The organism is Pseudomonas sp. R1-6 (assembly GCF_051132115.1).
In the GTDB taxonomy this organism is placed as follows: Bacteria; Pseudomonadota; Gammaproteobacteria; order Pseudomonadales; family Pseudomonadaceae; genus Aquipseudomonas.
Genome location: NZ_CP071662.1, coordinates 3,488,097 through 3,500,416, shown reverse-complemented (window position 1 = coordinate 3,500,416; position 12,320 = coordinate 3,488,097). Strand labels below are relative to the sequence as shown.

16 protein-coding genes and 1 tRNA gene are annotated in these 12,320 nt (G+C 58.4%); 14 read left to right on the top strand and 3 right to left on the bottom strand.

Annotated features, from left to right (window positions below):
* The first annotated feature begins 17 nt into the window (after positions 1 to 17).
* The 3 genes from rbsK to J3P81_RS15700 are packed head-to-tail and all read left to right on the top strand — an operon-like array spanning position 18 to position 2,391.
* Positions 18 to 932: a ribokinase gene (gene rbsK / locus J3P81_RS15710; protein ID WP_434559671.1), complete on the top strand. Its 915-nt coding sequence runs from the start codon at positions 18 to 20 to the stop codon at positions 930 to 932.
* Entirely contained in the window at positions 929 to 1,333 is a 405-nt protein-coding gene (gene rbsD / locus J3P81_RS15705; RefSeq protein WP_434559669.1) for a D-ribose pyranase, read from the top strand. The genes rbsK and rbsD overlap by 4 nt, the downstream gene beginning before the upstream one ends.
* A 29-nt stretch (positions 1,334 to 1,362) precedes the next feature.
* Positions 1,363 to 2,391, top strand: coding sequence for a nucleoside hydrolase (locus J3P81_RS15700; RefSeq protein WP_434559667.1), 1,029 nt, complete (start codon positions 1,363 to 1,365; stop codon positions 2,389 to 2,391).
* A 42-nt stretch (positions 2,392 to 2,433) separates the two neighbouring features.
* Here the strand turns inward: J3P81_RS15700 and J3P81_RS15695 are convergent, their stop codons facing one another.
* Positions 2,434 to 2,631, bottom strand: a complete 198-nt coding sequence (locus tag J3P81_RS15695) for a hypothetical protein (protein WP_434559665.1) — start codon at positions 2,629 to 2,631, stop codon at positions 2,434 to 2,436.
* A 131-nt stretch (positions 2,632 to 2,762) separates the two neighbouring features.
* Between J3P81_RS15695 and J3P81_RS15690 the strand changes: the two genes are divergently transcribed.
* The gene (locus J3P81_RS15690; protein ID WP_434559663.1) at positions 2,763 to 3,068 is read left to right on the top strand and encodes a hypothetical protein; all 306 of its coding nucleotides are present in this window, start codon (positions 2,763 to 2,765) and stop codon (positions 3,066 to 3,068) included.
* A gap of 163 nt (positions 3,069 to 3,231) precedes the next feature.
* A complete protein-coding gene (locus tag J3P81_RS15685) occupies positions 3,232 to 3,546 on the top strand; it encodes an I78 family peptidase inhibitor (RefSeq protein ID WP_434559661.1) in 315 nt (104 codons plus the stop codon).
* A gap of 65 nt (positions 3,547 to 3,611) precedes the next feature.
* On the opposite strand, the gene J3P81_RS15680 is transcribed toward J3P81_RS15685, so the two are convergent.
* A complete protein-coding gene (locus tag J3P81_RS15680; protein ID WP_003179963.1) occupies positions 3,612 to 3,824 on the bottom strand; it encodes a cold-shock protein in 213 nt (70 codons plus the stop codon).
* A 289-nt stretch (positions 3,825 to 4,113) separates the two neighbouring features.
* Positions 4,114 to 4,416: a hypothetical protein gene (locus tag J3P81_RS15675; RefSeq protein ID WP_420765836.1), complete on the bottom strand. Its 303-nt coding sequence runs from the start codon at positions 4,414 to 4,416 to the stop codon at positions 4,114 to 4,116.
* A gap of 373 nt (positions 4,417 to 4,789) precedes the next feature.
* On the opposite strand from J3P81_RS15675, the gene thrS reads away from it, so the two are divergent.
* From thrS to J3P81_RS15630, 9 genes are all read left to right on the top strand, one after another.
* A complete protein-coding gene (gene thrS / locus J3P81_RS15670; protein WP_434559659.1) occupies positions 4,790 to 6,712 on the top strand; it encodes a threonine--tRNA ligase in 1,923 nt (640 codons plus the stop codon).
* Positions 6,712 to 7,263 (top strand): translation initiation factor IF-3, encoded by a 552-nt coding sequence (gene infC, locus J3P81_RS15665; RefSeq protein ID WP_169432615.1) that lies wholly within the window; start codon positions 6,712 to 6,714, stop codon positions 7,261 to 7,263. The genes thrS and infC overlap by 1 nt, the downstream gene beginning before the upstream one ends.
* Positions 7,264 to 7,323: 60 nt before the next feature.
* Positions 7,324 to 7,518: a 50S ribosomal protein L35 gene (gene rpmI, locus J3P81_RS15660; RefSeq protein WP_002553160.1), complete on the top strand. Its 195-nt coding sequence runs from the start codon at positions 7,324 to 7,326 to the stop codon at positions 7,516 to 7,518.
* 30 nt (positions 7,519 to 7,548) lie between these two features.
* Positions 7,549 to 7,905, top strand: coding sequence for a 50S ribosomal protein L20 (gene rplT / locus J3P81_RS15655; RefSeq protein WP_039592831.1), 357 nt, complete (start codon positions 7,549 to 7,551; stop codon positions 7,903 to 7,905).
* A gap of 109 nt (positions 7,906 to 8,014) precedes the next feature.
* Entirely contained in the window at positions 8,015 to 9,031 is a 1,017-nt protein-coding gene (pheS, locus tag J3P81_RS15650) for a phenylalanine--tRNA ligase subunit alpha (protein WP_207964006.1), read from the top strand.
* Between the two features lie 26 nt (positions 9,032 to 9,057).
* Positions 9,058 to 11,436 (top strand): phenylalanine--tRNA ligase subunit beta, encoded by a 2,379-nt coding sequence (gene pheT / locus J3P81_RS15645; protein WP_434559657.1) that lies wholly within the window; start codon positions 9,058 to 9,060, stop codon positions 11,434 to 11,436.
* Between the two features lie 3 nt (positions 11,437 to 11,439).
* Positions 11,440 to 11,742, top strand: a complete 303-nt coding sequence (gene ihfA, locus J3P81_RS15640) for an integration host factor subunit alpha (RefSeq protein ID WP_002553164.1) — start codon at positions 11,440 to 11,442, stop codon at positions 11,740 to 11,742.
* On the top strand, positions 11,723 to 12,079 hold the full coding sequence (locus tag J3P81_RS15635; protein WP_003179985.1) for a MerR family transcriptional regulator: 357 nt from the start codon (positions 11,723 to 11,725) through the stop codon (positions 12,077 to 12,079). Before ihfA ends, J3P81_RS15635 begins: the two co-directional genes overlap by 20 nt.
* A gap of 90 nt (positions 12,080 to 12,169) precedes the next feature.
* Positions 12,170 to 12,246: transfer RNA gene (locus tag J3P81_RS15630), tRNA-Pro, on the top strand.
* The last annotated feature ends 74 nt before the right edge of the window (positions 12,247 to 12,320 follow it).

Here is a 12,320-nt window from a genome sequence, read left to right as displayed (position 1 = left end):
TTGATGAGTAATGATGTATGCCAGCAAAAGTAGTGGTGATAGGCAGCCTGAACATGGACCTGGTGACGCGTGCGCCGCGTCTGCCTCGTGGTGGGGAAACCCTGATTGGCGAGTCGTTTTCCACCATCCCGGGGGGCAAGGGCGCCAACCAGGCGGTGGCCGCCGCGCGCCTGGGTGCGCAAGTGTCCATGGTCGGTTGCGTCGGCAATGACGCCTATGGACAGCAGTTGCGTGGCGCGCTGCTCGCCGAGGGCATCGATTGCCAGGCGGTCAGCGTGGTGGAGGGCTCCAGTGGCGTGGCGCTGATCGTGGTCGATGACAACAGCCAGAACGCGATCGTCATCGTTGCCGGCGCCAATGGTGAGCTGACGCCCGGCGTCCTCGATAGTTTTGATGCGGTGCTGCAAGGCGCCGATGTCATTATCTGCCAACTGGAAGTGCCGGACGCCACCGTAGGGCATGCGCTCAAGCGCGGCCATGAGCTTGGCAAGATTGTCATTCTCAATCCGGCACCGGCCTCCCATGCCCTGCCGGGCGACTGGTACGCCTACGTCGACTACCTGATCCCCAACGAAAGCGAAGCGATGGTCCTCAGTGGCCTGGCCGTGGATTCCCTGGAGACCGCCGAAGCCGCCGCGACGCAGTTGCTCGCGGCGGGCGCCGGCAAGGTCATCGTAACGCTGGGTGCCCAAGGGTTGCTGTTCGCCAACGGAGCGAGCTTCGAACACTTCCCCGCGCCGCGGGTCAAGGCGGTTGACACCACCGCGGCAGGCGATACGTTCGTCGGCGGTTTCGCGGCGGCCCTGGCGAACGGTAAGGACGAAGTCGAGGCCATTCGTTTCGGGCAGGTCGCCGCTGCGCTGTCGGTCACTCGCGCGGGCGCCCAGCCCTCTATTCCTGCATTGTCGGAAGTTCAGGCGTTCGAATCATGAAAAAGACTCCTTTGTTGAACATCGCCCTGTCACGCCTGGTCGCTTCCCTTGGGCATGGCGACAAGGTGGTGATCGGTGATGCCGGGCTGCCGGTGCCGTCACACGTCGAACTGATCGACCTTGCGTTGACCCATGGCGTCCCCGATTTTGTCAGTACCTTGAACGTGCTGCTCAGCGAGATGCAGGTCGAAAGCCATGTATTGGCGCAGGAAATTATCGACAAGCAACCGTCAGCCCTGGCGACGTTAGAGGCGCTGCACGCCGAAGGCGTCTTAGGCGCGCGGGCGTTGGTCAGCCATGAGCAGTTCAAGGTGCTTACTCGCGAGGCGAGGGCGGTCATTCGCACCGGAGAATGCTCACCGTACTGCAACGTGGTGCTGATCGCAGGCGTCACGTTCTAGATATTCACAACCTGCACAAGGAGTGCGCCATGCACCGCTATGCTCAAAAAATGCATCAACTGTTGCGGAGTCTGCTGCTTTTGTCATTCATCACGGCTACAAGCGCCCAGGCGGCAGAGAAGATCGACTTGATCATCGACACCGATCCGGGCGCCGATGATGTGGTTGCGCTGTTGTTCGCGCTGGCATCCCCCGAGGAGTTGCACGTTCGCGCGTTGACCACCGTGGCGGGGAACGTGCGCCTGGACAAGACTTCCCGCAATGCGCGCCTGGCCCGTGAGTGGGCGGGTCGCGAAGAGGTGCCGGTCTATGCCGGCGCGCCGAAACCGTTGATGCGCACGCCCATCTACGCGGAAAACATCCACGGCAAGGAGGGTTTGTCGGGTGTCACGGTGCACGAGCCGAAGAAAGGCTTGGCCGAGGGCAATGCCGTCAATTACCTAATCGACACGCTTAAGGCGGCCAAGCCCCACAGCATCACCATTGCCATGCTCGGCCCGCAGACGAACCTGGCCTTGGCGCTGGTCCAGGAGCCCGGGATCGTTCAGGGGATCAAGGAGGTGGTGATCATGGGTGGCGCGCACTTCAACGGCGGCAATATCACGCCGGTGGCCGAATTTAATTTATATGCCGATCCTCAGGCGGCGGAGATCGTCGCCAAAAGCGGTGTGAAGCTGACCTACCTGCCCTTGGACGTGACTCACAAGATCCTTACCAGCGAGACACGCCTGAAGCAGATCGCTGCGCTGAACAACAACGCGAGCAAGTTGGTCGGCGATATTCTCAACGAATACGTCAAGGGCGACATGGAGCACTACGGCATGACGGGCGGGCCGGTGCACGATGCAACCGTGGTCGCCTACCTTCTCAAGCCGCAGCTGTTTAGCGGGCGTGCGGTCAACCTTGTGGTGGACAGCCGTGAAGGGCCGACTTTCGGCCAGACCGTCGTCGATTGGTACGACGGCCTGAAAGCGCCAAAAAATGCTTTTTGGGTGAAGGACGGCGATGCCCAGGGGTTCTTCGATCTGCTGACCGAGCGATTGGCGCGGCTCAAGTAACGCATCTCAAGGCAACCCCGCAGGCGTCTGCCTGCGGGAACCTTATGCAGTTGTCTCAATGATGCTCGGATAGCGCTCGAACGCTTGCTTGACGAAGTTCTGCGCGGCCTGCGTCCCGAGTTCTTTCACCAGCAACTCGATGCTGAGGATCGCCAGTTCTTCCGGGCTGCCTGGGCTGTACGAGCTGTGGCCCTGCGCCCATTTTGCATTGATGGTGGCTTCGATGCTGACGGTGCTCATGTCGGGGGCTCGCAGGTTGGGAAATCTGTAGGCTGAGTTAAGCATTTTTGGAGTGGGTTTGGCAGTGCGACTTAGGCATCAGGCGAGCACTGTGCGACACTCGGTTTTTTATTTTTCCCGGGGGCTCCTACGTGCAGATCGATTTGAAGGATCCTGAGGCGTTCACCCTCGAGGCCGTGCGTGATTTGCTCGCGTCCGCCAGTGATGACGAACATACCCAGTTGCGTGTGACCAAGGCTGGCATTGCCTATCTTTCCTCGGGTGTCGTAGGCGGTGTCGACATCGCAGGTTTGTTGTTTCGGCTTGAAACCTGGGCGAAGGGTTCGGGGTATGTCGGAAACGTTGCGGCGAGCGATGAGGTCTGGGTGATGCAAATCTACAATGCATTGAAAGACAACTGGCCGAACCCGCCCTTCGATTACATCGACATCTACTGAGCGCCATTCATATTCAGTCACGATTGAGCGGTGAACAGCTGGGCAGGGCTCAGGCAAACTGCCGTTTTTCCAGATGAGGGCACCATGATGGCCTTGGCGTTGAAACCAAGTTTCGTTTGGGTTGTCGCACGCTCTCTGCTATTTCACTGAAAAAGGAGGCTTCATGCCTTGGAAGCTCGCGTCACTGAGTATTTTGCTGGCCGCTGCGCTCTTGAGCGGTTGCAGCAGCACCTCTGAATCGACCCCTGATCCCGTGACGGCCGAAACCGGGCATAGTCGCTGCGAGGCGAAGGCTGCCGAGTTCGCGATTGGCAAGCAGGCCTCGCCCCAGTTGCTGGAGCAGGCGCGGAGCCGTTCCGGCGCGCAAAACGCCCGTATTCTCAAGCCCAACGACATGGTGACGCTTGAGTACCGCTCCGATCGCTTGAACCTCAATACCGATGCCAACCTGGTGGTCAACCGGGTCAATTGCGGCTGATTGGTTTTAAGCTGACCATAAAAAACCCCGTCACATGGACGGGGTTTTTTTAGCGCGCCGGGAAATTACTCTGGGCGAACTTGTGCAGCTTGCATACCCTTTTGGCCTTTCTCAGCCACGAAGGAAACAGTCTGGCCTTCTTTCAGGCTTTTGAAACCGTCGCTTTCGATAGCTTTGAAGTGTACGAACAGGTCGTCACCGCCACCTTGAGGAGTGATGAAGCCGAAGCCTTTTTCATCGTTGAACCATTTAACGGTGCCGGTTTGGCGATTAGACATGGTGTATCTCCAAGAAACATATATTTTCAGTGTACTGTGCTGCTCAGGCCAACTGGGCACACCCGGGTATCATAGTCGAAATGTTCGATTTGGGAGCCCCCCGGACGAGCTGTTTGCCAATCAGTCGTGTTTTCTTTACCGTCTGAACGGGCTGGAAGCCCCGGTTTCAAAGGCTTTCAGCCGAACGTAAAGACGATAAAAAAAGCTGAAAAACCTGCAAAAATCGTAGGAAAAAGCGCTTATTCAAGCCTTTTTACCCCTGTCGGGCGCCTTCCTGACGCCCAAACCGTCATTTTTTCGCAGGCGGATTCGCCTTGCATTTGGCGATCTGGCCGAGGGCTTTCTGTTGCAGTTCAGGGGTGGCCTTGTTGTCCATCAGAGCCTGGATATCACTGGCCGGATAGGATTTGATGGCGTCGGCGCCACAGGCGCAGTGTGACTTGGCCGCTGCCGCGCCGATCTGTGGCGTTGCCGCCTGGGTGCACTGGGCCATGTATTTTTCGCGCTCGCCCTTTGGCCAGTCGGCATGGGCGGCAATCGGGAGCAGCAGGGCGAGGGGGGCGACTACTGCGAATAACGTATTCAGACGCATGCTGAGATGCTCCTTTCGGGTCGATGTCTTGGTATCTGAGGGGTTGCGGGCGCTTCAGTTCAGCACTTTGGCATAAAAGCCCCGCTTTTACGTTCGCTTCAACGCGAGCGCGGCGATGACCGTTCATCTGTGTTAGCATGCCGGGCTCGGGTATTTTCAGGCTCCGGATGACGACAGGTCCCGGCGGCGGCAAATGTTCGATTAACCCTGATTTGAATCCCAGTCACTCTGGTTCGGTTTTCCCGGTTGGCCGCAAGGCTCCTGCCGCTGTAAGGCAGGCGTTCGTCATTGAATGGCCTGGACTGGATCTTGTACTGGCTCATCCCAACCCACGTGACCTTTGGTAGGGGTCACCACTAGGAGAGGAGGCGCCATGCCAACTATCACTCTTCCCGACGGCAGTCAACGTTCATTCGACCAGCCGGTTTCCGTAGCCGAGGTCGCCGCATCCATTGGCGCGGGCCTGGCCAAGGCCACCCTGGCCGGCAAGGTCAACGGCAAACTGGTCGACGCCAGCGATGTCATCGACGGCGATGCCACGCTGCAAATCATCACGCCCAAGGATGAAGAGGGGCTGGAGATCATTCGTCACTCCTGCGCGCACCTGGTCGGTCATGCGGTCAAGCAGCTGTACCCGAGCGCGAAGATGGTCATCGGGCCGGTCATCGACGAAGGCTTCTATTACGACATCGCCTTCGAGCGTCCTTTTACCCCGGACGACATGGCCGCGATCGAGCAGCGCATGCAGCAGCTGATCGAGAAAGATTACGACGTCATCAAGAAAGTCACCCCGCGCGCCGAAGTCATCGAAGTCTTCAAGGCCCGTGGCGAGGACTACAAGCTGCGTCTGGTGGAAGACATGCCGGACGAGCAGGCCATGGGCCTGTACTACCACGAAGAATACGTCGACATGTGCCGCGGCCCGCACGTGCCGAACACGCGTTTCCTGAAATCCTTCAAGCTGACCAAGCTGTCCGGCGCCTACTGGCGTGGCGACGCGAAGAACGAACAGTTGCAGCGCGTCTACGGCACGGCCTGGGCGGACAAGAAGCAGCTGGCGGCCTACATCCAGCGTATCGAAGAGGCTGAGAAGCGCGATCACCGCAAGATCGGCAAGCGCCTGGGCCTGTTCCATACCCAGGAAGAATCCCCGGGCATGGTGTTCTGGCACCCGAACGGCTGGACTCTGTACCAGGTGCTGGAACAGTACATGCGTCAAGTCCAGCGTGAGAACGGCTATCTCGAAATCAAGACGCCGCAAGTGGTCGACCGCAGCCTCTGGGAGAAATCCGGGCATTGGGCCAACTACGCCGACAACATGTTCACCACCCAGTCGGAAAACCGCGACTACGCCATCAAGCCAATGAACTGCCCGTGCCACGTGCAGGTATTCAACCAGGGCCTGAAGAGCTATCGCGAGCTGCCGATGCGCCTGGCCGAGTTCGGTGCTTGCCACCGTAACGAGCCATCGGGTGCGCTGCACGGCATCATGCGCGTGCGGGCATTCACTCAGGACGACGCGCACATTTTCTGCACTGAAGAGCAGATGCAGGCTGAATCCGCCGCGTTCATCAAGCTGACCATGGACGTCTACCGGGACTTCGGCTTCACCGAAGTTGAAATGAAGCTGTCCACTCGTCCGGAAAAACGCGTCGGTTCCGACGAACTGTGGGATCGCGCCGAGGCCGCCCTGGCCGCCGCCCTCGACAGCGCGGGGCTTGCGTACGAGCTGCAGCCGGGCGAGGGCGCATTCTACGGTCCGAAGATTGAATTCTCGTTGAAAGATTGCCTTGGCCGCGTCTGGCAATGTGGTACCTTGCAGCTCGATTTCAACCTGCCGATCCGTCTGGGCGCTGAATATGTGTCCGAAGACAACAGCCGCAAGCACCCGGTCATGCTTCACCGCGCGATCCTCGGTTCCTTCGAGCGTTTCGTCGGGATCCTGATCGAGCATTACGAGGGTGCGTTCCCCGCATGGCTGGCGCCGACCCAGGCAGTGATCATGAATATCACTGATAAACAGGCAGATTTTGCCGCCGAAGTCGAAAAAACTCTCAATCAAAGCGGATTTCGTGCCAAGTCCGACTTGAGAAATGAAAAGATCGGCTTTAAAATCCGCGAGCATACTTTGCTCAAGGTTCCCTTTCTCTTGGTTATTGGAGATCGGGAGGTCGAGATGCAGACTGTCGCTGTGCGTACTCGTGAAGGTGCTGACCTGGGCTCGATGCCCGTCGCCGAATTCGCCGAGTTTCTCGCGCAAGCGGTTTCCCGGCGTGGTCGCCCAGATTCGGAGTAATTATTATTAAGCGTGAAATGAGACAAGATAAACGAGCTGCACCGAAAGCCCCGATCAACGAGAATATCTCGGCACGCGAGGTTCGGTTAATTGGCGCTGATGGCGAGCAGATTGGCATCGTCTCGATTGATGAAGCGCTTCGTATTGCTGAAGAAGCCAAGCTTGATCTGGTGGAAATTTCCGCGGACGCAGTCCCACCCGTTTGCCGGGTGATGGACTACGGCAAGTCGATCTTCGAAAAGAAGAAGCAGATTGCCGCGGCGAAGAAAAACCAGAAGCAGATTCAGGTAAAAGAAATCAAGTTTCGTCCAGGGACGGAGGAAGGGGATTACCAGGTAAAACTGCGCAACCTGGTACGTTTCCTGAGTGACGGGGACAGGGCCAAGGTATCCTTGCGATTCCGCGGCCGTGAGATGGCCCACCAGGAGCTGGGGATGGAACTCCTCAAGCGGGTTGAACAAGACCTGCTCGAGTACGGTTCGGTCGAACAGCATCCTAAGATGGAAGGACGCCAGCTGATCATGGTCATCGCCCCGAAAAAGAAGAAGTAATCACCAGGGCACGGCAGGCCTTGCGATTATGTTTATCAACTGAATGCGGAGTATCCGAACATGCCAAAGATGAAAACTAAAAGTGGTGCTGCTAAGCGGTTTCTGAAAACTGCTAACGGCATCAAGCACAAGCACGCTTTCAAGAGCCACATCCTGACCAAAATGTCGACCAAGCGTAAGCGTCAACTGCGCGGTAGCAGCTTGCTGCATCCGTCTGACGTGGCAAAAGTCGAGCGCATGCTGCGCCTTCGTTAATTTTTGGATCAAGAATAGAGGAAGTAACTCATGGCTCGTGTAAAGCGTGGCGTCATTGCCCGTAAGCGTCACAAGAAAATTATGAAACTTGCTAAAGGCTACTACGGTGCGCGTTCCCGCGTATTCCGTGTTGCCAAGCAAGCCGTAATCAAGGCAGGCCAATACGCCTACCGTGACCGTCGTCAGAAAAAACGTCAGTTCCGCGCTCTGTGGATCGCTCGTATCAACGCTGGTGCTCGTACCTACGGTCTGTCCTACAGCCGTTTCATCGCCGGCCTGAAAAAAGCGTCCATCGAGATCGACCGTAAGGTTTTGGCTGATCTGGCAGTGAACGAAAAAGCGGCGTTTGCTGCGATTGTCGAGAAAGCTAAAGCCACCTTGGCTTAAGTACCCCCGGCAGTCACCGGGGCTCACCTCTGTGGGCCCGGGTGCCAAACGTCATAAATAGGGGAAGAGCCTTAAAGCTCTTCCCCTATTTTGTATCTGGAGTCTGTACATGGAAAACCTGGACGCGCTGGTCGCTCAAGCACTAGAGGCTGTGCAAAGCGCTGAAGATATCAATGCCCTGGAGCAAATCCGGGTTCACTACCTTGGCAAGAAAGGCGAGTTGACTCAGGTGATGAAGACCCTGGGGAACCTGCCGGCCGAAGAGCGTCCGCAGGTTGGTGCGCTGATCAACGTCGCCAAGGAACGTGTCACAGAAGTCCTCAATGCGCGCAAGGCGCTGTTCGAGGAGGCGGACCTGGCGGCCAAGCTCGCGGCCGAATCCATCGACGTGACCCTGCCTGGCCGTGGCCAGACTTCCGGTGGCCTGCATCCGGTGACCCGGACCCTGGAACGCATCGAGCAGTTCTTCACCCGCATCGGCTATGGCATTGCCGAGGGTCCTGAGGTCGAAGACGACTACCACAACTTCGAGGCGCTCAACATCCCAGGCCACCACCCGGCCCGGTCGATGCATGACACCTTCTATTTCAATGCGAACATGTTGTTGCGCACCCATACCTCTCCGGTACAGGTCCGCACCATGGAATCGCAGCAGCCGCCGATCCGCATCGTCTGCCCAGGCCGTGTGTACCGTAGCGACTCCGATATCACCCATTCGCCGATGTTCCATCAGGTCGAAGGCCTGCTGGTGGATCGCGACATCAATTTCGCTGACCTGAAAGGGACTATCGAAGAGTTCCTGCGGGTGTTCTTCGAAAAAGAACTGGCCGTGCGCTTCCGCCCTTCGTATTTCCCGTTCACTGAGCCATCGGCCGAAGTCGACATGGAATGCGTGATGTGCAGCGGCAAGGGCTGCCGCGTCTGCAAGCAGACGGGCTGGCTGGAAGTCATGGGTTGCGGCATGGTTCACCCGAACGTGCTGCGCATGTCCGGGATCGATCCGGAAGAATTCTCGGGCTTTGCCTTCGGCATGGGCGTGGAACGCTTGGCCATGCTGCGTTACGGCGTGAACGACTTGCGTCTGTTCTTCGACAACGACTTGCGGTTCCTCGCGCAATTTCGCTAGTCGTAACGAACCTTTAGGAGAGCAGGATGAAATTCAGTGAACAATGGCTGCGCGGCTGGGTTAGCCCGCAGGTAAGCCAGGACGAGCTGGTTGCTCGCCTGTCGATGGCCGGTCTTGAGGTCGATAGCGTGACGCCGGCCGCCGGCGCATTCAGTGGCGTGGTGGTGGGGGAGGTGCTGAGCACCGAACAACACCCTGACGCGGACAAGCTGCGGGTTTGCCAGGTCAGCAGTGGCGGGGAAACGTTCCAGGTCGTATGCGGTGCACCAAACGTGCGTCCCGGCCTGAAGATCCCGTTTGCCATGATCGGTGCAGAACTGCCAGGTGACTTCAAGATCAAGAAAGCCAAGCTGCGCGGTGTCGAGTCCAACGGCATGTTGTGCTCCCAAGCCGAATTGCAGGTTGGCGAAGGCAACGACGGCCTGATGGAGTTGCCGGCGGATGCGCCGGTCGGCAAGGATTTTCGTGAATACCTGGGCCTGGACGATGCGAGCATCGAAGTCGACCTGACGCCGAACCGTGGCGACTGCCTGTCAGTGGCTGGCCTGGCCCGTGAAGTCGGCGCGTTGTACGCCACCCCGGTCACTCGCCCGGTGGTTGCGAGTGTCCCGGCCGTGCATGACGAAGTCCGCCCGATCGAAGTCTTGGCGCCGAGCGCATGCCCGCGTTACCTGGGCCGCGTGATCCGCAATGTCGACCTGTCCAAGCCGACCCCGCTGTGGATGGTCGAGCGCCTGCGACGCTCCGACGTGCGCAGCATCGACGCGGCTGTCGACATTACCAACTATGTAATGCTTGAGCTGGGTCAGCCGCTGCACGCATTCGATCTCGCCGAAATCAACGGCGGCATCCGCGTGCGCATGGCTGAAGAAGGTGAAAAGCTGGTGCTGCTCGATGGCCAGGAAGTGGCCTTGCGCAGCGATACGCTGGTGATTGCCGACCATACCCGCGCCCTGGCGATTGCAGGCGTGATGGGCGGCGAGCACAGTGGCGTCTCCGCCACCACCCGTGATGTATTCCTTGAAAGCGCCTTCTTCGACCAGATCGCCGTCGCCGGCAAGGCTCGTTCCTACGGCCTGCACACTGACGCCTCGCACCGCTATGAGCGTGGCGTGGATTGGCAACTGGCCCGTGAAGCCATGGAGCGCGCCACTGGTCTGCTGCTGGAAATCACCGGTGGCGAAGCCGGCCCGATCATCGAAACCGTCAGCGAACAGCACCTGCCGAAGATCGCGCCGGTGACGCTGCGTGCCCAGCGCATCACCCAGATGCTCGGCATGGAAATGGACCCGGCCGAAGTCGAGCGTCTGCTCAACGCCTTGGGCCTGACCGTCCGTGCCGAGGGGGAAGGGCAGTGGCAGGTCGAAGTGCCAAGCCATCGCTTCGATATCAGCCTGGAAGTCGATCTGATCGAAGAGCTGGCCCGCTTGTACGGCTACAATCGCCTGCCGGTCCGCTATCCCCAGGCTCGCCTGGCCCCGCAAGCCAAGGCAGAGGCCCGCAGTGACCTGCCGGAGCTGCGTCGCCTGCTGGTGGCTCGTGGGTATCAGGAAGCGATCACCTACAGTTTCATCGATCCGCGTCAGTTCGAATTGTTCAGCCCAGGTGTTGAGCCACTGCTGTTGGCCAACCCGATCTCCAATGACATGGCCGCCATGCGCTCGTCCCTGTGGCCGGGCCTGATCAAGTCGCTCCAGCACAACCTGAATCGCCAGCAGGACCGCGTACGCCTGTTCGAAAGCGGCCTGCGTTTTGTCGGTCAGTTGGACGGCCTGAAGCAAGAGCCAATGCTGGCCGGTGTCGTTTGCGGCAGCCGCCTGCCGGAAGGCTGGGCCCAAGGTCGTGATGGCGTGGATTTCTTCGACGTCAAGGCCGACGTGGAAGCGGTGCTGGGCTTTGCCGGTGCGCTCGGCGCGTTCACCTTCGTGCCTGGCAAGCATCCGGCGCTGCACCCGGGTCAGACCGCGCGCATCGAGCGAGACGGTCGTGAAGTCGGTTATGTCGGCGCGATCCACCCTGAGTTGTCGAAGACGCTGGGTCTTGATCGTCCAGTCTACGTTTTCGAGCTGGTCCTGGCTGAAGTCGCCCAAGGAAAAATGCCGAAATTCCAGGAGTTATCGCGCTTTCCTGAAGTGCGTCGCGACCTTGCCTTGATAGCCGATGTCGGCGTTGCATCCAGTGCCGTACTGGCAGTAATCCGTGAAAATGCAGGCGAATGGCTGACGGACCTCAGGCTATTTGACGTGTATCAAGGTAAAGGCATTGATCCGCATAGAAAAAGCCTTGCAGTCGGCTTGACCTGGCAGCATCCATCGCGCACTCTTAATGACGATGAGGTGAATACCGCAACGCAGAATATCCTCACCTCGCTCGAACACAGGTTGAACGCCACGTTAAGGAAGTGACGTATGGGGGCTCTGACGAAAGCTGAGATGGCGGAACGTCTGTATGAGGAGTTGGGCCTGAATAAACGGGAGGCCAAAGAATTGGTCGAACTGTTTTTCGAAGAAATCAGGCACGCTCTCGAAGACAACGAGCAGGTCAAATTGTCCGGATTCGGCAATTTCGACCTTCGGGACAAACGCCAGCGGCCTGGCCGCAATCCGAAAACGGGAGAAGAAATTCCGATCACGGCTCGCCGTGTGGTCACCTTTCGTCCAGGGCAGAAGTTGAAGGCCCGAGTTGAGGCTTATGCTGGAACCAAGTCATAACGACGAACTACCCGTCATCCCGGGCAAACGCTACTTCACCATTGGTGAAGTCAGCGAGCTGTGTGCGGTTAAACCGCACGTGCTGCGCTATTGGGAGCAGGAGTTTCCTCAACTCAATCCGGTCAAGCGCCGCGGAAACCGACGGTATTATCAGCGCCAGGACGTGCTGATGATCCGGCAGATCCGCGCGCTGCTGTACGACCAGGGGTTCACCATCGGCGGAGCGCGCCTGCGCCTCTCCGGTGACGAGGCCAAGGACGATACAACCCAGTACAAACAGATGATCCGCCAGATGATCGCCGAGCTCGAAGATGTACTGGTGGTGCTCAAGAAATAAATTTCTGCTTTTAAATACTTCCAGTTTTCAAAAGCTTGCGATATATTCCTGAGCGTTCCGTTGAGAAGCGGAACAAGATTCACGCCTAGTCGGGGCGTAGCGCAGTCCGGTAGCGCACTAGCATGGGGTGCTAGGGGTCGAGTGTTCGAATCACTCCGTCCCGACCATATTTTTCAAAGGGTTGCGAGATTTTATCTCGCGACCCTTTTTTATTTTTCCGCGTTTTACCCCCACAAAACAG

Bases quoted from the DNA above. Each gene is read 5' to 3' on its own strand.
- rplT (WP_039592831.1), top strand. From the start codon at position 7,549: ATGGCTCGTGTAAAGCGTGGCGTCATTGCCCGTAAGCGTCACAAGAAA.
- pheT (WP_434559657.1), top strand. From the start codon at position 9,058: ATGAAATTCAGTGAACAATGGCTGCGCGGCTGGGTTAGCCCGCAGGTA.
- rpmI (WP_002553160.1), top strand. From the start codon at position 7,324: ATGCCAAAGATGAAAACTAAAAGTGGTGCTGCTAAGCGGTTTCTGAAA.
- J3P81_RS15700 (WP_434559667.1), top strand. From the start codon at position 1,363: ATGCACCGCTATGCTCAAAAAATGCATCAACTGTTGCGGAGTCTGCTG.
- rbsD (WP_434559669.1), top strand. From the start codon at position 929: ATGAAAAAGACTCCTTTGTTGAACATCGCCCTGTCACGCCTGGTCGCT.
- rbsK (WP_434559671.1), top strand. From the start codon at position 18: ATGCCAGCAAAAGTAGTGGTGATAGGCAGCCTGAACATGGACCTGGTG.
- J3P81_RS15675 (WP_420765836.1), bottom strand. From the start codon at position 4,416: ATGCGTCTGAATACGTTATTCGCAGTAGTCGCCCCCCTCGCCCTGCTG.
- J3P81_RS15635 (WP_003179985.1), top strand. From the start codon at position 11,723: ATGCTGGAACCAAGTCATAACGACGAACTACCCGTCATCCCGGGCAAA.
- J3P81_RS15695 (WP_434559665.1), bottom strand. From the start codon at position 2,631: ATGAGCACCGTCAGCATCGAAGCCACCATCAATGCAAAATGGGCGCAG.
- ihfA (WP_002553164.1), top strand. From the start codon at position 11,440: ATGGGGGCTCTGACGAAAGCTGAGATGGCGGAACGTCTGTATGAGGAG.
- thrS (WP_434559659.1), top strand. From the start codon at position 4,790: ATGCCAACTATCACTCTTCCCGACGGCAGTCAACGTTCATTCGACCAG.
- J3P81_RS15685 (WP_434559661.1), top strand. From the start codon at position 3,232: ATGCCTTGGAAGCTCGCGTCACTGAGTATTTTGCTGGCCGCTGCGCTC.
- pheS (WP_207964006.1), top strand. From the start codon at position 8,015: ATGGAAAACCTGGACGCGCTGGTCGCTCAAGCACTAGAGGCTGTGCAA.
- J3P81_RS15680 (WP_003179963.1), bottom strand. From the start codon at position 3,824: ATGTCTAATCGCCAAACCGGCACCGTTAAATGGTTCAACGATGAAAAA.